Below are 17,530 nucleotides of genomic sequence, written 5' to 3' on the forward strand. Positions count from 1 at the left end.
GGGCGGCCTCAGCGCGTCGCAACATCCAGGTCGCCGACCGGATTGCGGCCATAGAACGCGTGGTTGCCGATGCGGGCGGTCTTGTAGACCGTGAAGCCCCAGCGCGGCTCGCTAGCCTGAGCATGTTGCAGCCAGACCGCGCCATTGGTTGGGTCTGGCGGTGGATCTTTCAGCATCATGGCCGCAATGGTCTGGGCGCGCTGCCAACTCGTGCCATGGGGTTCACGCTGTGTGGCGCAGGCCCAGCTCCACTGACAGGCCCTGCCGTGGCGTTCCTGGACCACGTCGGCAACCGAGCGGGGAAAGGAAGGATCGCGCGTTCGGTTGAGAACGACCCAGCCGACCGCAATCATGCCGAGTCGGCCCTCTCCGCTGGCCTCGTGAAAGATCGTTCGTGCCAGAAGATCGACGGTTCGATCCTGCCCTTGATCATCTGCAGCGCGAGCGGGGCCGATCGCTGTAAGGATCAAGACGAAAATCGTCGTGAGGGCTGTTGGGAATGAACGACGAAACCGCAGCGGGTTTCGAAGTCCGCTTCTCAGATCATGCGACGCTAGGCGCCGGCTTGCGTGCCGGAACATTTCATCTCCTTGTCAGGCCGTGGGTGGGGGCCGCCGGGATTAGATCACCATCGATGCAATCAACCTAAAGTTTCTTTTCTGCGTATGGAATGCCGGGGATAATTCCATATTCCCTGGAAAACCTGAACAAACTCTTAACGCATTACGCGAGATGTGGGAGCGCCGGCATCCGGGTTGTCGCTAAGACTATGGTAAAGCAGGTGCATTCCACTACCGTTCTGTAATCGTCCACAGCTGGTTGCACAGGATGGTCCACCAACTTGTGGAAAAATCGTCATTCAACGTGAGCGAGGGGGTGCTTGTCTTCCGCGCCGTTGCCGCCCCATTCTTTGGTGCTGGAGCGAGGGGGTAGCAGTGAACGTGACGCGATATCGATGGTGGGCGCCTATGGCACTCCTGATCGCCTTGATGCTTCCTCTGGAAGCCAGGGCCCTAGCGGTTCGGCAGCTCGAGATCGAAACCAAGACCGGCCCGCGGCATTTCACGGTTGAGATTGCGGATACGGACGCCACCCGCGCCTACGGCCTCATGCAGCGCACGGAGCTCCCGGCCGATCGAGGCATGCTCTTCGATTTTATCGAGCCCCAGCCGGTGGCCTTTTGGATGAAGGACACGCTCATTCCACTCGACATGCTCTTTATCGATAAGCGCGGCCTCATCTTGCGCATCCACAAGCAGGCCGTACCCGAATCGGAAACCCCCATCCCTTCGGGCTTTCCAGTCCGCGCGGTGCTCGAGATCGGCGGCGGCCAGAGCGACCGTCAGGGAATTGCGGTCGGCGACCGCGTCCGCGATCCGATCTTTCCGGCCCCTTGAGGATCAGCCTCTGGCCTTAGCCAGGCGGCGATCCAGGCGCTCGATCAGCCAGTCGAGATCGGCCTTGGTCTCGGCGCTAAGCGGCGGGGCCGGGGCGCGCAGTGCCGGCGAGGCGATGGCGCCGCGCTTGGCCAGGATGTATTTGCGCGCCGGTAGACCGATGCCCGGCTGCTGTTCGTAGCGCACCAGTGGCAGATAGGTGTCAAAAAGATCCATGGCCGCATCCGCCTCGCCGGCCGCCATCAGGCGGCAGACACCGACCAGCATTTCCGGGAAGGCGAAGCCCGTCATCGCCCCATCGGCGCCCCGGCCCAGTTCGAGCGGCAGGAATAGCCCGCCATTGCCCGTCAGAATGCTAAGGCGCCTTGCACCTTCGGCTTCCATGCGCCGAAGCGCGGTGATCTTGTCCAGTCCCGGCCAGTCCTCGTGCTTGAGCATGACGCAATTCTCGGCCGCGTCGGCCACGCGCCGGATAAGCTTGGCCGTGATCTGCGCGGTGCCGGAGAGCGGGAAATCCTGCAGCACCCATGGCGTATCGGGCCCCAGCAGCTTGGCGACCTGGCCGAAATAGCCCTCAATCGACTCGTCGGTGCGCAGTGTGCCGGGCGCTGCCACCATGACGCCGGCGGCACCAGCCTCCATGGCGATGTCCGCCAGATGCTTCATGGCGCCGAGCCCTGGGGCGGTCACGCCGACGATGACCGGAATGCGGCCCTTTAGATGGTCCAGGACGTGACGGACGAAGCGTGCCGATTCCTCTGGAAGGAGCTTGGGAGCCTCGCCCATCTGGCCAAGAATCGTCATGCCGTCGACGCCATGTTCGAGATACCAGTCGCAAAGCCGCGACGTGCTCTCGAGGTCGAGACGCCCCGCATCATCGAAGGGCGTGGCGGCGATGATATAGACGCCACGCGCGGTTGAGCTCAATTTGGCCATGATCGGGTCTCCCTAGGTATCGACGCCGAACTTTAGCCGCCAGGGCCCCGTCTGGCGAGGACGCCAGCACAAAGCACAGCCCGGCTGTTCGCCTGAGTGGTTTCCAGTCACCGCCAAAACGCACTAGGATGGATGCAATCGACCGTTGCTTGCCCATCGAAGAACGAAAGGCCAGAAGGTCCTTGCGCTTCCAGGACTCCCTGCAGAGCTGGTTCGCCAGCCTCGTCGTCTATCGCGATCCGCGCGTTCTGGCGGTCATGGCGCTGGGCTTTTCCAGCGGCTTGCCCTTGATGCTGATCGGCAGCACGCTCAGCTTCTGGCTGCGCGAGGCCGGAACCAGCACGGCCATGATCGGCCTCTTTGGCTATGTCTTCGTGCCCTACACCTTCAAGTTCGCCTGGGCGCCGATCATGGACCGGCTGCCCCTGCCGATCCTGACCGGCCTTCTCGGCCGGCGGCGCTCGTGGATGCTCCTGACGCAGCTGGGGCTGATTGGCGCCATCTGGCATCTGGGCAGCATGGACCCGGCCGCCAATCTGCACAAAGTAGCGATGGCCGCCTTCATCGTGGCCTTCCTCGGCGCCAGCCAGGACATCGTCATTGACGCCTATCGCGTCGAGATCCTGCCGCCCTCCAAGCTCGGCGCAGGGGCTGGCGTCTTCACGCTGGGCTACCGCCTGGCGATGTGGTGTGCCACGGCCGGCATGCTCTTCCTTGCCTATCGGTTCGGCTGGCATATCGCCTATGCGGCCATTGCCTTCCTTATCCTGATCGGCATTGCCGTGGTGCTCGTGACGCCCGAGCCGGAGGGCTCGACGACGGCAATTCCGGGGGGACGGCACGGCTTCAATGCGTGGATGAGCTCCGCCGTCATCGAGCCCTTTGCCGATTTCTTCCACCGCCATGGCCAGAGCGTCGCCCTAGCCATCCTGGCCTTCATATCGCTCTACAAGGCCTGCGACGTGCTGCTGACGTTGATGGCCAATCCGTTCTACCATGACGTGGGTTTCAGCAAGCTCGACATCGCTGAGGTATCCGGCACGTTCGGCATCGCTGCCACGATCATCGGCGGCCTTCTGGGCGGCCTTATGGTCCACCGCATGGGACTTATGCGCGCGCTCCTTGTAGCCGGCATCCTGCAGGCCGCCTCGAACCTGATGTTCGCCGCGCTGGCCAGTATCGGACCCAGTAAAGGGTTCTTCTACTTGACGATCGGCGTCGAGAATCTTTCAGGCGGCATGGGCAATTCTGCCTTCATCGCCTATCTTTCCTCCCTTTGCGCCATCCATTACACTGCCGTGCAGTATGCTCTTCTGACATCTTTCATGCAGATGCTCGGCAAATATTTGATCGTGCCCGCGTCCGGATTCTTTGCGACCGCCGTCGGCTGGAATCTTTTCTTTATAACCTCGGCACTTTCCGCCATTCCCGGCCTGCTGATCCTGCTGTGGCTACAGCGCCAAGGATTTAATGTATCACGAAAGTCCATGGCGGTTCAAGTCTAAGGAAGAATGGCCGCTCCGTAATGCTGCGATGCTGCGTCGCAATATTACGTTTTCGTTATCGTGCAGGTATCACATTTCGACAGCCGTTGGGTCGACATTCGTTTCGAGAAATAGGCGCGTCGTTCCTTGTGATAGGCAAGGAAGGCCCATGGCGTTGCAGTTTGCATTGGCGTCTGATCATGTTATGCGCAGCTTTACTTGAGATTGCAAAAGAGGAAGCGGTGCATGACGCTTGACGAGTTGAACACGGTGGTGGCGACGACGACCGAGAAGTCCAAGGCGGAGGCCGCGCGGTCGGTGCAGGCGGTTCTGCAGGCGATCACCGATGCCGTGGTCAAGAAGGAGAAAGTCTCTATCGCGGGTTTCGGTGTCTTCGAAACGTCGTTCCGTCCCGAGCGACTCGGTCGCAATCCGCAGACGGGCAAGGAAATCAAGATCGCCGCCAGCACTACGGTGAAGTTCAAACCTGGCAAGACCTTGCGCGACAAGGTCAATAGCTGAACGATGGGCCCAAGAGGGCTCGGGGGAAAGGCCCTGGGCGCATGCCACCGAGGCGCCTGGGGCTGAAAACGTCGAGCTGACGCCACCGGCGCCGGTTTTCGCGGGCGCCAGGGCTGTAACGCGGCTCTCCAGCCTTGCTTCGAACGATCGACTGCCTGTAGCACCCCATCGGGCGGCGGCCCGGCAAAGGCAGCTCTTCGCCGCGCGTCCAATTTCCTTTGGCACGACATGCGCGGCAGAGCCGCTTTTGGTGGAGACGACGATGCGTCCTTCAGGCCGCCAGCCCGACGAACTTCGCAAGGTATCGCTGGAGCCGGGCTTCAGTGCTCATGCCGAGGGGTCCTGCCTCGTCAAGTTCGGCAACACCCACGTGCTCTGCATCGCCACGATCGAGGAAAAGGTGCCCTCCTTCCTGCGCAATAGCGGCAAGGGCTGGGTGACGGCCGAGTACGGCATGCTGCCGCGCTCCACCCACACCCGCACGGCCCGCGAGGCCGCGCGCGGCAAGCAGTCTGGCCGGACGCTCGAGATCCAGCGGCTGATAGGCCGCAGCCTCAGGGCGGTGACCGATCTGGAGCTGCTGGGCGAGCGACAGGTCATCGTCGATTGTGACGTACTGCAGGCCGATGGCGGTACGCGGACGGCCTCCATCACAGGGGGCTACATTGCCCTCCATCAGGCCCTGCAGACCCTGGTGGCCAAGGGCGAACTGCCGAGCCTGCCACTGCGCGAGCAGGTGGCTGCCGTCTCTTGCGGCCTCTTTGACGGCCAGGCCGTCCTTGATCTCGACTATGCCGAGGACAGTCGGGCCGGGGCGGATGCGAATTTCGTCATGTCGAGCTCGGGCGGTATCGTCGAGACGCAGATCACCGCCGAGGACGTGCCGGTGACCGCGGCTGAAGTCGAGGCGCTGACCCGACTGGCGTCTTTGGGCATCGCCGAACTGGTGCGGGCGCAGGCCGCGGCGATCGAGGGATTTTGACCATGGACAGCGCCTTTGAGGGCGGGGAACTCGTGCTCGCCACCCACAACAAGGGCAAGGTTCGCGAGTTCGAGGCGATGTTCCAGCCGCGCGGGGTGACGATCAGGAGTGCCGCCGATCTCGGCTTGGCGGAGCCTGAAGAGACCGGCAGTACGTTCGAGGCTAACGCCATATTGAAGGCAGAGGCGGCGATGGTCGCGACCGGGCTGCCGGCCCTTGCCGACGATAGCGGCCTTGCCGTGGCCGGCCTCGATGGTGCTCCTGGCATCTATTCGGCTCGCTGGGCCGGGCCCGGCGGCGATTTCAATATGGCGATTGCGCGTGTGTTCCGGGAGCTCGAGGGCCGCTACGGTTCGTTCGCCGCCGCGCCGAAGGAAGCGGCTTTCATTGCCGTTCTGGCGCTGGCCTGGCCGGACGGCAGGACCTTGACCTTTCCCGGCGTGGTCGACGGCAGGATCGTCGAGGCGCCGCGCGGCGAGGGCGGCTTCGGCTACGATCCGATCTTCATCCCGCTCGGTCATACGCAGACGTTCGGCCAGATGTCGGCAGCGGACAAGCACAAGATCAGCCACCGCCGGCGCGCCATTGACGCCATGGTGAAGGCACTCTTCGCGGAATCTTGAGCCGCCACCCTTGCCGTACCGTCACTTTGACGGCATAAGCTCGCGCGAAGCGTGGGGCCGTAGCTCAGCTGGGAGAGCACCTGCTTTGCAAGCAGGGGGTCATCGGTTCGATCCCGATCGGCTCCACCAACCACTTAGCGGAATTCCGAGATCGGCGAATTTCGCTGGGGATGCAGTCCGCACTGGACGCTATCAATCGGAAGGGCCGCAATCTTTCCCGTGAGTTGGCACCGATTCGACGCGATCGTGGCCTAGGCCCGTAAGAGACAATAGGCGAATGCCCGCGCCAGGGCCGCCCCATGCCGTAGGCCCAATCTTCCATCTTGAGATGCGGGGCCTTGTTACGCGATCGCCCGCCTATCTGCAGGCTCAATCTTGCCTTCGATAAGCGAGGTTCTCCGATACGAATGCTGAGCTGCGGCGAATCTACATCGACAAAGAAGACGCGGACGAATTAGGTCTCTCCTAAAACCAAACTGGCTTTCGGCGGAGGCAGGATTGTATTCCGACTATATAGTATATGCCGACGAGAGCGGAGATACGAACCTAGATAAGCTCGATCCCGAGTTTCCTATCTTCGTGTTGGCATTCTGCCCAGTGAAAAAATCCGATTACATCGAGCATATCGTGCCCGCGATGCAGCGCCTCAAGTTCGAGTTTTTTGGGCACGATGACGTGGTCTTTCATGAGCGCGAGATACGAAAGCAAATTGCGCCCTTTAGCTTCATGCGAGAAAGCAAAGAAGCTAGGGAAGACTTCTTTACGAAAATCAACGATTTCGTAGCGACGTCGCCGATGCGGGTTTTTGCATCAGTGATCCACAAGGCCGCACTTAAACAAAAGTACGCTAACCCTTGGAGCCCCTATCATCTGGCGTTCTCTTTTGCATGGAGCGGGTTCTCTCGACGCTGCGCCACGACGAACAGCGCGACAGGACTGTCCACATAATCTTTGAAAGCCGGGGGAAGGCTGAAGACAACGAACTCGAACAGGAGTTTCGGCGGATAACCGACAATCAGAACGACTGGGGATACAAGAAGATGAATTTTAAGTCGGTGACGTTCAAACCGCTCTTCATCCAGAAGGCGGCGAATTCAACCGGACTTCAGCTTACTGATCTTGTCGCCCGGCCCATTGGGGCTCATTACCTGCGGCCGAGCCAGCCGAACCGTGCCTATGAAATTGTTAGTCAGAAGCTCGGGGAGTGTAAGACGTTTCCATAACAAACGGGCCCCGGAGTGATCCGGAGCCCGTTGGTCGACCGAGAAAGCCCAGTCCTTATCCGGGTAGATAAGTGTGTGCGGCCTTTCTGGCAAGCCCATTGGGACGGAAAGGCATCGGGGCGCATCGGCAAAATCTTTTAGACGCCTAGGAAAAGCTCCCGGCAACACCATTGCGAAAGTCTCTCATCAATGAGTGACAGCGCAAAAAAACTAGGTCAGCTAAACTGGTAAAAGCAGAGCGTCATTCGCCTCCCTTGACTTCCGTGAACCGACCGCGAGCATCCTGCCGCAGCGCCTCGATCTGCCAATCGATCATCCTCGATGACCTCAACGCCCGTTGCCTTATGTCCTGGAAGTGAGCGATCCGCTCCGTCGCGGTCATTTCGCCATGGCCGCTGAAGTCGCGGCCATCATGCGGCCTTCAGGCAGAACCGCCGCTCGTCCGGCCTGTCCGGCTCCCAGGCGGGTTCTCTTGTCGCTGGTCAGTTTGCTCAGAGAGCAGCGATGACCGACTTTATTTCGGTGTATGAATTTATGGCGTCGGCGCCGAGTTCGCGCCCCCAGCCGGAGTGTTTGTAGCCTCCGAACGGGACGGCGTTGTCGGTCGGGCCATGCGTGTTGATCCAGACGGTGCCGGCACGAATGCGCGCGGCCATCTTGTGCGCGACGCTGACATCGCGGGTCCACACGCTGGCAGCCAGGCCGTAGACCGTGGCGTTCGCGCGGGCCGCAATCGCGTCCAGATCCTCATCGTCGAAACTCTGCACGCAGAGGACCGGCCCGAATATCTCTTCGCGGACCACTGTCATGGCCGGGTTCGTGTCGGCGAGGATCGTAGGCTGGACGAAATAGCCAGTATCGGCCGCCGAACCGCCGGTAACGACGTTCCCGCCTTCCTTGCGGCCGGCTTCGATGAATCCCATGACACGGGTGAATTGCTCTTTCGAGATCAAGGGGCCGAGTTCGGTTGCCGGATCCAGGCCGTAACCGACCTTGAGATTCTCAGCGATGGCGGTGACACCTTCGAGAACCTTATCGAGCACGCTCCTGTGTGCATAGAGCATGGACCCAGCGGAGCATACCTGACCCTGGTTGCCGAAGATGGCCGATGCGATGCCTTTCGAGGCGCGTGACAGATCGGCGTCGGGAAACAGGATGACGGGGGACTTCCCGCCAAGTTCGAGCGTGACCTTCTTGAGGTTTCCCGCCGCGGCCTTGAGAATAAGACGCCCCACCTCCGTCGAGCCGGTGAACGAAATCTTGTCGACACCCGGGTGGGCGGCCATGGCCGCCCCCGCGGTTTCTCCAAAGCCCGTCAGAATATTGACCGTGCCGGCGGGAAGCCCACACTCGAGGACGAGCTCGGCAAAGCGTAGTGCGGTCAAGGGTGTCTGTTCGGCGGCCTTCAGAACGATCGTGCAGCCGGCCGCCAGAGCCGGGGCCAGCTTCCACATCGCGGCAGTCAAGGGAAAGTTCCAGGGAACGATCGCGGCTACGACTCCCACCGGTTCGCGCAAGGTGTAGCTCAAATGCTCGCCCGGCAGGGAGACGGGCGTCGCCTGGCCGGCAATCTTGGTGGCCCAGCCAGCAGTGTAGCGTAGCGCCTCGATCGTTATGGGAATGTCGGCGGCTCTGGCAAACGTGATGGGCTTTCCAGTATCCAGCGATTCCAGTTGCGCGAATTCTTCAGCGTTCTGCTCGAGCAGCTCGGCCAATCGCCAGATCAGCCGGGTCCGCTCCGACGGCTTGGTGCGGCCCCAGGCGCCAAGGAAAGCCTTGTTCGCCGCGCGGACGGCCAGATCGACATCTGCTGTGTCCGCCTCTGGCACCTCCACGATCGGTAGGCCGGTAGCCGGATCATAAGTCGCGAACGTCTTGCCCGATGCGGAGTCGACGAGATCGCCGCCGATGAGCATTTTCGGTCGGTGGGCCAGGAAGGCCTTGGCGGCATCGTCTAGATAGGCTTGCCTATCAAAAGGGGCCATGTTTCCCATCGGGGTCTCTCGGATGTTAAAAGTCGAATTGCAGATTGGCCTCGGCTGTCGTTCAAGTCCGTGCGCAACCTGCGAAGGCAGGTGGTGCGTCAGGCCGGAAAGCCGATCAACCGGAACTCGCCGGCAATCGCCATAGCCAATGCCGCCGATCAGACACCGGTTTCCCAGGATTCTTTCAGGAATCTGACCCAGTTCTCGCCCATCACGCTCCGGATCCGCTTCTCCGACCAGCCGCGCTTGAGCATCGCCTCGGTCATGTTGGGCGTCTGGCCGAGCGTGCGCATGTCGGCCGGGAAAATCGCATCGGCGACCGGGACGACGCGTCGGCCATAGCCCTTGTCGCTGCCGATATAGTCCAGGAACTCGTTGCCGTAGCCCTGCGTGAAATCGGTGCCGTAGCCGACCCGATCCTCGCCAAGTAGCGCCAACACGTATTCGACCGCCTCGACGAAATCCTCGAGCGTCGAATCGTTGCCGCGTTTCAGGAACCAGGGGTAGAGGGTGACACCGACAAAGCCGCCGTGCTCGGCGATCAGGCGGAGTTGCTCGTCCGTCTTGTTGCGCGGATTGGCCTTCAGCGCCGCGGGGCACACGTGGGTGTAGGCGACGGGACGCTTGGAGGCGCGGATGACATCTTCGCCGGTCTTCGGGCCGACATGCGAGAGGTCGCACAAGATGCCGAGCCGGTTCATTTCCCAGAGCACGTCGCGACCATAGTCCGAAAGACCACCGTCGCGGGTCTCGCGGCAGCCCGAGCCGCTCAGGTTCTGGGTATTGTAGGTGATCTGCATCACCTTCACTCCCAGGTCCCGGAAGATCTCGAGATAGCCCAGCTGGTCCTCGATGGCGGAGGTGTTCTGCCAGCCCAGAACGATGCCGATCTTGTTCTCGGCCTTTGCCCGCGCAATATCGTCAACCGAGCGGACCTGCAAAATCAGATCGCTGAACTCGCGAAACCAGCCGTTCCATTTGACGATGTTTGCCATCGTGCCCTTGAAGTCTTCCCAAAGGCTGCAGGTGCAATTGGCGGCGGTTATTCCGCCCTTGAGCATGTCCTCGAACACCTCACGGCTCCAGTTGGAGACGATCAGGCCGTCAAAGACGACCGCGTCTCTGTGCAGAGCCGCTGAATTGGAGGTCATCGAACGTGTCCTTTGAGAGTTTCGGGGTGATGGTCGAGATCTGGAGCCGTGTGCTTATTGCGGGTCGCCGTCGTAGTTCAGCGACAGGGTCTTGCAGATGGTCGCCACTTCGGAAAAAATTCCGATCGTGGCGATCAGCTCGCCCAGCGCTTCGTCGTCCATGCCCAGCTTCCGTGCGATATCGACATGCGCTTCGGTCGAATAATTGGACGACAGGCAGACCGAGACAGCGATGCCGACCAGTTCCTTTTGCAGGTTGGTTAGCTTCGGCCTCGAGAGCACCTCGCGGTATCGATTCCAGAATGAGCGCAGCGAGATGGGATCGATCGCCAAGGCACGATAGAAGGCTGGCACCATGCGAAAACCGCGCATGGCCATGATCTCTTCATAGATCGCCTTCACCTCGTCGGAGGCTTCGTCATACTCGATCAGCTTCGTCATTGGATTCGATCCTGTTGAGGGACTTGCGACTGTCCGCCAGCCCCGAGGAGGCGGCCGAGGCCGAAGGAAGCCAGGCCGCTGGTCTGGCCGCCACGGGCGATCTGGGCGATAGCCTCGCCGATGGCCGCCGAATGCTTGAAGCCATGACCCGAGCAGGCCGATACCAACAGCACGCGTGGCTGCTCTGGATGACGATCGATCACGAAGTCATTGTCGGGTGTCACGGTATAAATGCAGGCGGCCGCCCGCAGGCAGGTCGAACGAACCCTTTTTAGCCGACCTGCCACGTGGCCGTCGAACATCGCCTGCGACTCACTTTCCGCTACGACCCGGTCGAGGCCATCGGCGGTTGCGGACATGAAACGCGTGGTCTCCCTGGCGACCTTCACGCCTTGACTGCCCGGGACAATCGGAAACCCGTAAAAGAGGTCTTCGGGGCCGGACCCATGAATCCAGATGAAGACGGGGAAGCGGTCGGCCTGATATTGTTCGGGCTCTTCCGCCTCGAACCAATGGAGAGTCTGGCGTTGCAAGGCAAGGCAGGTAAGCGCCGGCCCGGCGATCCCAGGCATCCAGGCACCCGCAGCCAGGACGAGCTGGTCGGCCTCGTAGACATCGAGGTCGGTCCTGACACGCACGCCATGCGCTGTCGACGTCCATTCGAGGACCCGCTCGCCGGTTCTGATCTGTGCCCCATGGCGCTTGGCCAGAGCGATCTGTGCCTCAATGCACCTTTCCGGGAAGACCAGTCCGCCTCCGGGCTCGAAATAGCCGATCTCGTCACCCCGCAGCCGGAGCTGCGGGTATCGGGCCCCGACTTCTGCGGCATCCAATAATTCATGCTGGATGCCGAACGCCTCAGCCGAGGCGGCGGTCTGGAGGAGGAAGTCGGATTTTCCATGATGAGCCGCGGCTCCCTGCCGGGGACTGAGCACGAGAGCGCCGCACGTCAAAAGCAGGCTCTGGCGCGTCTCCTCCTCGATCTCGCGCCAGATCTCGTGCGAACGAAGGACCAGCGGGACATAAGCCGCTCCCTCGCCAATGGCCTGACGCGAGATACGCGTCTCGCCATGGCTCGAGCCTTGATCGTGCGGCGGGGCGTGACGATCGATGCCGATCACGCGCTGTCCGCTCTTGGCGAGCTGAAAGGCAGCGGCGCTGCCCATGGCACCCAGCCCGATCACGATCACATCGGCAGTCGACACGACCGGGCCTTTCCTTGAACGTCGTCGCGATCGAGCCTTGATGGTCGAAGTCTGGCCATGAATGTCATGGAGCCGAATTCAGGCCGCGTACACCGTTCCCCCATGTGTCGGTCAGCGTAAATCCGGCGGGGAAGGGGTCGCTCGGATCGAGCGCCAACTCCTGCGTGCCGAAAATCCAGGCCTGCCCCGTCAAGCGCGGCACGACAGCCGCACGGCCGGCGACCTCGGTCTCCGCCACGACCTCGGCTATGAAGCGCGTCCCGATCAGCGATTCGTGAATCATGGGCGTTCCGCTTGCGATTAATCCCCGGTGATGAAGCGTCGCCAGCCTGGCGCAGGTACCCGTCCCGCAAGGGCTCCTGTCGAGCCGGCCAGGCGAGATGACGACCGCGCTCTTGCGGACATTCTCCGCTCCTCTCGGCGGCCCGCCGAAAAGCGTAAATGTCACGCTATTGATGTCGGGCATTTCCGGGTGCACAATCGTAAATTGCTCGCTCGCCGCCGACTTGATCCGTTCCCCGAGGTCCACGAGCTCGCGCGCCTCATCGGGAACCATCGCGAAACCCAGGCGCGCAGCGTCCACGATGGCGAAGAAGGCGCCCCCGAAAGTGATGTCGGCCTGAACCGTGCCGACGCCTTCGACCTCGATGTTCGCGTCGAGTTCCTCGACGAAGCAGGGCACGTTGTCGAGCGTCACGGATTGGCACTTCCCGTCCAGGCAATGTGCCGTGACCGGCAATAGTCCAGCTGGGGTCTCGACGACGAGCTTGGTTACGGGCTCGGTCATCGGCACGATGCCAAGCTCGAGTGCTGCTGTGCAGACGCACATCAGGTTCGAGCCGGACATGGCCGGATAATCGGTCGATTCCATGATGATCATGCCAAGATCGGCTGCTGCCGACGTCGGTGGCAAAAGCAGATTGACCGACATGGCGGCACTGCCGCGGGGCTCGAACAGGCAAAATCGGCGCAGATCGTCGGCTTCTGTCTCAAGATGCCGTTTTTTCTCCGCGATGGTCCGGCCCGGAATGTCCAGCACGCCGCCCGTTATGACGCGTCCGACTTCGCCGGCCGCATGGACGTCGACAATCGAGATCCGCTTTGTCCACCGCATCGAGCCGATCTCCGTCCTTGTCACGATAGTGCTGGTCTTTGGCTGGGCGGACGTTAGGAGGACATCTCTCGGTGAGATAGAAGGCGAAGGGCGTGAATGAGAACATGCGCGCCACGCCGAGGCGCGGCCCTCGGGCGCGACGAAACCAAGGGCATGCTCATTGGATCCGCGCCGGCATTGGGCACGAATCCTGCTATTCTGGCCTTACTCCAGGATGGTGAGGAAATACGATGGTGGCGACTTCGGAACGAGGCAGTAAGGCGCTCCAGGCGATCGAATCGAAGTTCAACCCACGTCAGGCGGCATCCGCTGGGCCCTCATCCAGGCAGCGCCCAGGCGGCACGGCAACCTTGTCCTTCGGCTTCCTTCTCCTGCCGCATTTCACCCTCACGGCCTTTAGCGGGTTCGTCGACATGCTTCGTCTGTCTGGTGACCAGGGCGACAATAGTCGGCAGGTTCATTGCCGATGGAGCGTAATCGGTCCCACGCTTGCGCCGGTCGACGCGAGTTGCGGTGTCAAGATCACGCCCTTGGCGGAACTCGGGGATCCGGCCCGATTTGACTATATCGTCGTCGTCGGAGGGCTCGTGCGTGGCCACGATTGTGTCGATCCCTCGATCGTCGAGTATCTTCGTCGCGCCGATCAACTAGGCGTGACGCTCGTCGGCGTTTGTACCGGAACATTCGTGCTTGCCCGTGCCGGGCTGATGAACCAGCGCCGGTGCTGTGTGCATTGGTATCATCTCAAGGAATTCGCCGAGGCGTTCCCCGATGTGCAGCCGGTCGCCGACGAACTGTTCATCGTCGAAGAGGACCGCGTAACCTGCGCGGGCGGGACGGCGGTCATCGATCTCGCCGCCTATTTCATTCAGCAACATTGGGACAGCGGCCGGGCAATCAAAGGCAGCCGGCAATTGGTCATCGACTGGCCACGTGAACCCCGCCACAGCCAGATGCCGTTCGAGGAAGAGCGCTTCGATCTGAACGACGCCCGCTTGCGTAAGGCGGTCCAGTTCATGAACGAGAACCTAGGTGCGACGATCTGCATGACGGATCTTGCCCGCAAGGCGAATATCAGCGTGCGGCAACTCGATCGTCGCTTCCGCAGTGTCCTTGGCATGAGTCCCGGGGCCTATCACAGGACGCTCAGATTGAAACGGGCAGCGTGGTTGATCAGCCAGACAACTCGCTCAATCACCCAGGTGGCGTTCGAGTGCGGCTTTGCCGACAGCTCGCATTTGTCGCGAGTCTTCCGGCAGGCCTACGGGCTTTCGCCTGGTCTCGTGCGCCGATCCCATCCTCGCGCCAACGAGGAACCTGCTTTTTCCCGTTCGGATCTCGTCGGATCGGGACCGTACCCCCCGCTTTGATGGGCCCGCGGCCGGGCCCTTAGTTGAGGATGAAATCGGCAGCCCGCTCGCCTATCATGATCGCGGGCGCGTTGGTGTTGCCGCTGATCAGGTTGGGCATGATTGAGGTGTCCGCGACCCAGAGATTGTCCAAGCCATGCAGCTTGAGGCGTTCATCCACCACACCAAGCGGATCTCGACCCATGCGGCATGTGCCAGCAGGGTGATAGACGGTCTTGGCGTATTTGCGAATGAACGCCTCCAACTCCTGATCCGTCCGGACGTTCGATCCAGGTAGAAGCTCCTCCGTGATGAGGTCGGCCAGAGCCGGAGACGCCATGATCTCGCGCGTCACCCTCACGCCCCGGATCAGACCTTGAACATCCTCCGGATCCTCGAGAAAATGAGGGTCGACGATCGGGCGATCGTCCGGATTGGCGCTCCGGAGCCAAACCTCGCCTCGGGATCGTGGACGCAACAAGCCGGGATCGAGTGAGATCCCGTGGCCTGGCAGCGGCGCGCGGTCGAAGTCGCCATTGATACCGGCTATGACATGAATCTGCATGTCCGGCCGGCCATCGCCGTCGGTATCGAAGAAGCCACCGGACTCGCAGATATTGGAGGTGAGGAGGCCTTGTTTGGTCAGCAGCCACTCTAGTCCATGCCGGATCTTCTTGAGGCCTTTGTCATGCCCCACCATGCTGATCGGATCTCTCAGCCGGCCGGTCACGTGCACCTCGATGTGATCTTGCATATTCTTGCCGACGCCGGGAAGGTCGATGCGCACCGGAATGCCGTGTTGCCGAAGGTGATCGGCGGGCCCGATGCCGGACAACATCAGGATCTTGGGGGAGACGAGCGCGCCTGCCGAGAGCACCACGCCAGCATTGGCGCGATACTCCCGCTCGGTGCCATCCGGCAAACGACAGACCGCACCGACAGCGCGTTCGTTCTCGACAATGAGGCGGGCCACGGGACTGCGCAGCTTGAGCGTCAGCTTCTTGCTACCACGTACACGCGAGAGATGGGACACGACCGTACTGGCGCGCTTTCCGCCACGTGTCGTCGTCTGGTAGTAGCCGACGCCACTTTGGCCATGCACATTGCCGCGCGGCATCGGCTGGTTGAAATCGTGATTATATTCGAATCCGGCCTGCTGCGCGGCCCGCACGAAGGCCTGGGCCAACGGGTGCTTGAAGGGCATGTCGGTGACCGGAAGGGGCCCCTTGGTGCCATGATGCGCACCAGCCAGCCGGGTATTGTTCTCCGTATTGACGAAGTAAGGCAACACGTCTTTCCAAGCCCAGCCCTTATTCCCTAGGCTTTCCCATGTATCGTAATCTTCCGGTTGGCCGCGAATATAGACCATTCCATTAATGGAACTTCCACCGCCGAGCGTATGGCCTGTCGGAATGAACATCGTTCGTCCGCCCGCCGCGGCCTGGCTGGAGGTCTCGTGCACCAGCGCGCGATCGGTCGAGATCAGCTTGAACAGGCCGGCAGGCGCCTGAACCATGATCGAGCGGTCGTGCTTCCCGGCCTCAAGGACCAGGACGCTATGGCCGGCTTCCACGAGTCGCGTTGCCACCACCGTGCCAGCCGACCCGCTGCCGACAACGATATAGTCGTAAGTCGCGGCCATGTTCACTTCCTGTAAATGCCTTCGTGGGGCCACGTTCGATATCGGCTCAGTGCCCGAGATAGACACGCCGGATGTCTTCATTGCGCATGAGTTCCGATGCCTTCCCCGCGAGGACGAGGCTGCCGAGATCGAGGACATAGCCGATATTGGAAACACTGAGCGCCAGGGCGGCGTTCTGCTCGACGAGAAGCACGCCCAGCCCCTCTTCCTCGACAAGCTTTGCCACGGTTGCGATCAAATGCTGCTCGATGAGCGGGGCAAGGCCGATCGAGGGCTCGTCCAGGAGCAACATTTTCGGATTCGACATCAAGGCACGCCCAAAGGCCAGCATCTGCTGCTCGCCGCCGCTGAGATTGCGGGCCAGCAACTTCATCTTGTCCTTGAGTACGGGAAAGTAGTGAAACGTCTTATCCAGGTCGGCCGTGACACGGCCTCGATCGCGACGCGTATAAGCGCCCATCATCAGATTGTCATAGACGGTCATACGGGGAAACAATTCGCGCCCCTCGGGCACGTGAGCGAGCCCGTATCGGAAGACCTCGGCACACGTTCGACCACTGATGACCTCGCCCATGAAGCGGATCTTGCCACCTGACGTCGGCAGGAGGCCGGATATCGCCTTCAAGGTCGTCGTCTTGCCAGCACCATTGCTGCCGATGATCGTCGTGATCTGCTTTTGGCCAGCCGTGATGGAAAGCTGCCGCACGGCCGTCTTCGGGCCGTAGGAGATTGTCACCTCGTCGAGCTCAAGCATCAGCCTTGCCCCAGTTGCCGAGATAAGCCTCGATCAACCTTTCATCCTTGACGATGTCGTCGGGCGTTCCCTCCGCGATCTTTTCGCCGAAATTGATCGCGGTGATCCGATCGCAGATGCTAAGGACGGACTTGATATCATGCTCGACAAGCAGGATCGTCGTTCCTCCGTCCCTGACGCTACGGATCTTCTTGACGGTCTCGGCTTTTTCGGTCGGATTGAGGCCAGCCAGTGGCTCGTCGAGCAACAGCATGTGCGGGCTCGTCGCAAGAGCGGTGGCGATCGAGAGCAGGCGCTGCGATCCTGCAGGTAAAAGGGCGGCTTTGGTGTCGTGGTAACTGGTCAGGTCCATCATGTCCAAAAGCTCCTGGACGCGGGCGGAGGATGAGACCGAAGAGCCGGCGGGGCGACGATGCAGGCCCATGCGCACGTTCTCGGCTACACTCATTTCCGGATAGACGCTGGTCAGTTGGAAGGTCCGCACTAAGCCCAGACGGGCAATTGCATGCGCCTTGAGGCCCGTGATGACGCGCTCGCGAAATCGCACTTGGCCCGCCGTCGGCGACAGGAACCCGCTGACGAGGTTGAACAAGGTGGTCTTGCCGGAACCATTCGGGCCAATCAGGCCGTGGACCTGCCCGGCGGCCACGTCGAAGCTTACAGACTTGATGGCCGCGAGCTTGCCGAAGCTTTTTTGAAGTGCGTCGATCTGCAAGAGCATG

18 protein-coding genes and 1 tRNA gene are annotated in these 17,530 nt (G+C 61.4%); 9 read left to right on the forward strand and 10 right to left on the reverse strand.

Translation table 11 applies throughout. The annotated features are described in order from the left end of the window. Positions 1–8 precede the first annotated feature (8 nt). The gene (locus CFB17_RS01325; protein ID WP_165769358.1) at positions 9–470 is read right to left on the reverse strand and encodes a cell wall hydrolase; all 462 of its coding nucleotides are present in this window, start codon (positions 468–470) and stop codon (positions 9–11) included. Positions 471–968: 498 nt separating this feature from the next. On the opposite strand from CFB17_RS01325, the gene CFB17_RS01330 reads away from it, so the two are divergent. After that, positions 969–1,397, forward strand: coding sequence for a DUF192 domain-containing protein (locus CFB17_RS01330; RefSeq protein WP_088559587.1), 429 nt, complete (start codon positions 969–971; stop codon positions 1,395–1,397). Between the two features lie 3 nt (positions 1,398–1,400). Here the strand turns inward: CFB17_RS01330 and CFB17_RS01335 are convergent, their stop codons facing one another. Then, positions 1,401–2,333, reverse strand: a complete 933-nt coding sequence (locus CFB17_RS01335; RefSeq protein ID WP_088559588.1) for a dihydrodipicolinate synthase family protein — start codon at positions 2,331–2,333, stop codon at positions 1,401–1,403. Positions 2,334–2,482: 149 nt separating this feature from the next. Between CFB17_RS01335 and CFB17_RS01340 the strand changes: the two genes are divergently transcribed. The 7 genes from CFB17_RS01340 to CFB17_RS19895 all read left to right on the forward strand — a co-directional run bounded on the left by CFB17_RS01340 (position 2,483) and on the right by CFB17_RS19895 (position 7,167). After that, complete coding sequence (locus CFB17_RS01340) at positions 2,483–3,838, forward strand: AmpG family muropeptide MFS transporter (protein WP_243389660.1); 1,356 nt, start codon at positions 2,483–2,485, stop codon at positions 3,836–3,838. A 225-nt stretch (positions 3,839–4,063) separates the two neighbouring features. After that, on the forward strand, positions 4,064–4,339 hold the full coding sequence (locus CFB17_RS01345; RefSeq protein WP_088559590.1) for an HU family DNA-binding protein: 276 nt from the start codon (positions 4,064–4,066) through the stop codon (positions 4,337–4,339). Between the two features lie 262 nt (positions 4,340–4,601). Continuing rightward, on the forward strand, positions 4,602–5,321 hold the full coding sequence (gene rph / locus CFB17_RS01350) for a ribonuclease PH (RefSeq protein WP_088559863.1): 720 nt from the start codon (positions 4,602–4,604) through the stop codon (positions 5,319–5,321). Between the two features lie 2 nt (positions 5,322–5,323). Further along, positions 5,324–5,944, forward strand: coding sequence for an RdgB/HAM1 family non-canonical purine NTP pyrophosphatase (gene rdgB, locus CFB17_RS01355; RefSeq protein ID WP_088559591.1), 621 nt, complete (start codon positions 5,324–5,326; stop codon positions 5,942–5,944). Between the two features lie 53 nt (positions 5,945–5,997). After that, positions 5,998–6,073, forward strand: a tRNA-Ala gene (locus CFB17_RS01360). Positions 6,074–6,442: 369 nt separating this feature from the next. Further along, on the forward strand, positions 6,443–6,892 hold the full coding sequence (locus tag CFB17_RS19420) for a DUF3800 domain-containing protein (RefSeq protein ID WP_207761883.1): 450 nt from the start codon (positions 6,443–6,445) through the stop codon (positions 6,890–6,892). After that, positions 6,832–7,167 carry a DUF3800 domain-containing protein gene (locus CFB17_RS19895; RefSeq protein WP_207761884.1) on the forward strand — a complete coding sequence of 112 codons (336 nt, stop codon included), beginning with the start codon at positions 6,832–6,834 and terminating at the stop codon, positions 7,165–7,167. The genes CFB17_RS19420 and CFB17_RS19895 overlap by 61 nt, the downstream gene beginning before the upstream one ends. Before the next feature lie 491 nt (positions 7,168–7,658). Here CFB17_RS19895 and CFB17_RS01370 read toward each other — a convergent pair whose 3' ends face one another. From CFB17_RS01370 to CFB17_RS01390, 5 genes are all read right to left on the reverse strand, one after another. Beyond that, positions 7,659–9,152: an aldehyde dehydrogenase family protein gene (locus CFB17_RS01370; protein ID WP_088559592.1), complete on the reverse strand. Its 1,494-nt coding sequence runs from the start codon at positions 9,150–9,152 to the stop codon at positions 7,659–7,661. Positions 9,153–9,310: 158 nt separating this feature from the next. Further along, positions 9,311–10,303, reverse strand: a complete 993-nt coding sequence (locus CFB17_RS01375; protein ID WP_088559593.1) for a dipeptidase — start codon at positions 10,301–10,303, stop codon at positions 9,311–9,313. A 54-nt stretch (positions 10,304–10,357) separates the two neighbouring features. Next, positions 10,358–10,744: a carboxymuconolactone decarboxylase family protein gene (locus CFB17_RS01380; RefSeq protein ID WP_088559594.1), complete on the reverse strand. Its 387-nt coding sequence runs from the start codon at positions 10,742–10,744 to the stop codon at positions 10,358–10,360. Continuing rightward, entirely contained in the window at positions 10,741–11,949 is a 1,209-nt protein-coding gene (solA, locus tag CFB17_RS01385; protein WP_088559595.1) for an N-methyl-L-tryptophan oxidase, read from the reverse strand. Before solA ends, CFB17_RS01380 begins: the two co-directional genes overlap by 4 nt. A gap of 64 nt (positions 11,950–12,013) precedes the next feature. Then, positions 12,014–13,063: a proline racemase family protein gene (locus tag CFB17_RS01390; protein WP_088559596.1), complete on the reverse strand. Its 1,050-nt coding sequence runs from the start codon at positions 13,061–13,063 to the stop codon at positions 12,014–12,016. A 230-nt stretch (positions 13,064–13,293) separates the two neighbouring features. Between CFB17_RS01390 and CFB17_RS01395 the strand changes: the two genes are divergently transcribed. Continuing rightward, positions 13,294–14,433 (forward strand): GlxA family transcriptional regulator, encoded by a 1,140-nt coding sequence (locus CFB17_RS01395; RefSeq protein WP_088559597.1) that lies wholly within the window; start codon positions 13,294–13,296, stop codon positions 14,431–14,433. Between the two features lie 19 nt (positions 14,434–14,452). Here CFB17_RS01395 and CFB17_RS01400 read toward each other — a convergent pair whose 3' ends face one another. The 3 genes from CFB17_RS01400 to CFB17_RS01410 are packed head-to-tail and all read right to left on the reverse strand — an operon-like array spanning position 14,453 to position 17,529. Further along, entirely contained in the window at positions 14,453–16,054 is a 1,602-nt protein-coding gene (locus CFB17_RS01400; protein ID WP_088559598.1) for a GMC family oxidoreductase, read from the reverse strand. 46 nt (positions 16,055–16,100) lie between these two features. Next, complete coding sequence (locus CFB17_RS01405) at positions 16,101–16,808, reverse strand: ABC transporter ATP-binding protein (RefSeq protein ID WP_088559599.1); 708 nt, start codon at positions 16,806–16,808, stop codon at positions 16,101–16,103. After that, positions 16,801–17,529, reverse strand: coding sequence for an ABC transporter ATP-binding protein (locus CFB17_RS01410; RefSeq protein WP_088559600.1), 729 nt, complete (start codon positions 17,527–17,529; stop codon positions 16,801–16,803). The genes CFB17_RS01405 and CFB17_RS01410 overlap by 8 nt, the downstream gene beginning before the upstream one ends. Between the last annotated feature and the right edge of the window lies 1 nt (position 17,530).

The sequence above is a fragment of the Arboricoccus pini genome, from assembly GCF_900187945.1.
In the GTDB taxonomy this organism is placed as follows: Bacteria; Pseudomonadota; Alphaproteobacteria; order Geminicoccales; family Geminicoccaceae; genus Arboricoccus; species Arboricoccus pini.

What these genes read in the sequence shown, in the direction of transcription:
- CFB17_RS01410 (WP_088559600.1), bottom strand. Translation starts at nt 17,529, where the DNA reads ATGCTCTTGCAGATCGACGCACTTCAAAAAAGCTTCGGCAAGCTCGCG.
- CFB17_RS01345 (WP_088559590.1), top strand. Translation starts at nt 4,064, where the DNA reads ATGACGCTTGACGAGTTGAACACGGTGGTGGCGACGACGACCGAGAAG.
- rph (WP_088559863.1), top strand. Translation starts at nt 4,602, where the DNA reads ATGCGTCCTTCAGGCCGCCAGCCCGACGAACTTCGCAAGGTATCGCTG.
- CFB17_RS01380 (WP_088559594.1), bottom strand. Translation starts at nt 10,744, where the DNA reads ATGACGAAGCTGATCGAGTATGACGAAGCCTCCGACGAGGTGAAGGCG.
- CFB17_RS01390 (WP_088559596.1), bottom strand. Translation starts at nt 13,063, where the DNA reads ATGCGGTGGACAAAGCGGATCTCGATTGTCGACGTCCATGCGGCCGGC.
- CFB17_RS01335 (WP_088559588.1), bottom strand. Translation starts at nt 2,333, where the DNA reads ATGGCCAAATTGAGCTCAACCGCGCGTGGCGTCTATATCATCGCCGCC.
- CFB17_RS01375 (WP_088559593.1), bottom strand. Translation starts at nt 10,303, where the DNA reads ATGACCTCCAATTCAGCGGCTCTGCACAGAGACGCGGTCGTCTTTGAC.
- CFB17_RS01370 (WP_088559592.1), bottom strand. Translation starts at nt 9,152, where the DNA reads ATGGCCCCTTTTGATAGGCAAGCCTATCTAGACGATGCCGCCAAGGCC.
- CFB17_RS01405 (WP_088559599.1), bottom strand. Translation starts at nt 16,808, where the DNA reads ATGCTTGAGCTCGACGAGGTGACAATCTCCTACGGCCCGAAGACGGCC.
- CFB17_RS01330 (WP_088559587.1), top strand. Translation starts at nt 969, where the DNA reads ATGGCACTCCTGATCGCCTTGATGCTTCCTCTGGAAGCCAGGGCCCTA.
- rdgB (WP_088559591.1), top strand. Translation starts at nt 5,324, where the DNA reads ATGGACAGCGCCTTTGAGGGCGGGGAACTCGTGCTCGCCACCCACAAC.
- CFB17_RS01395 (WP_088559597.1), top strand. Translation starts at nt 13,294, where the DNA reads ATGGTGGCGACTTCGGAACGAGGCAGTAAGGCGCTCCAGGCGATCGAA.
- CFB17_RS01400 (WP_088559598.1), bottom strand. Translation starts at nt 16,054, where the DNA reads ATGGCCGCGACTTACGACTATATCGTTGTCGGCAGCGGGTCGGCTGGC.
- CFB17_RS19895 (WP_207761884.1), top strand. Translation starts at nt 6,832, where the DNA reads ATGGAGCGGGTTCTCTCGACGCTGCGCCACGACGAACAGCGCGACAGG.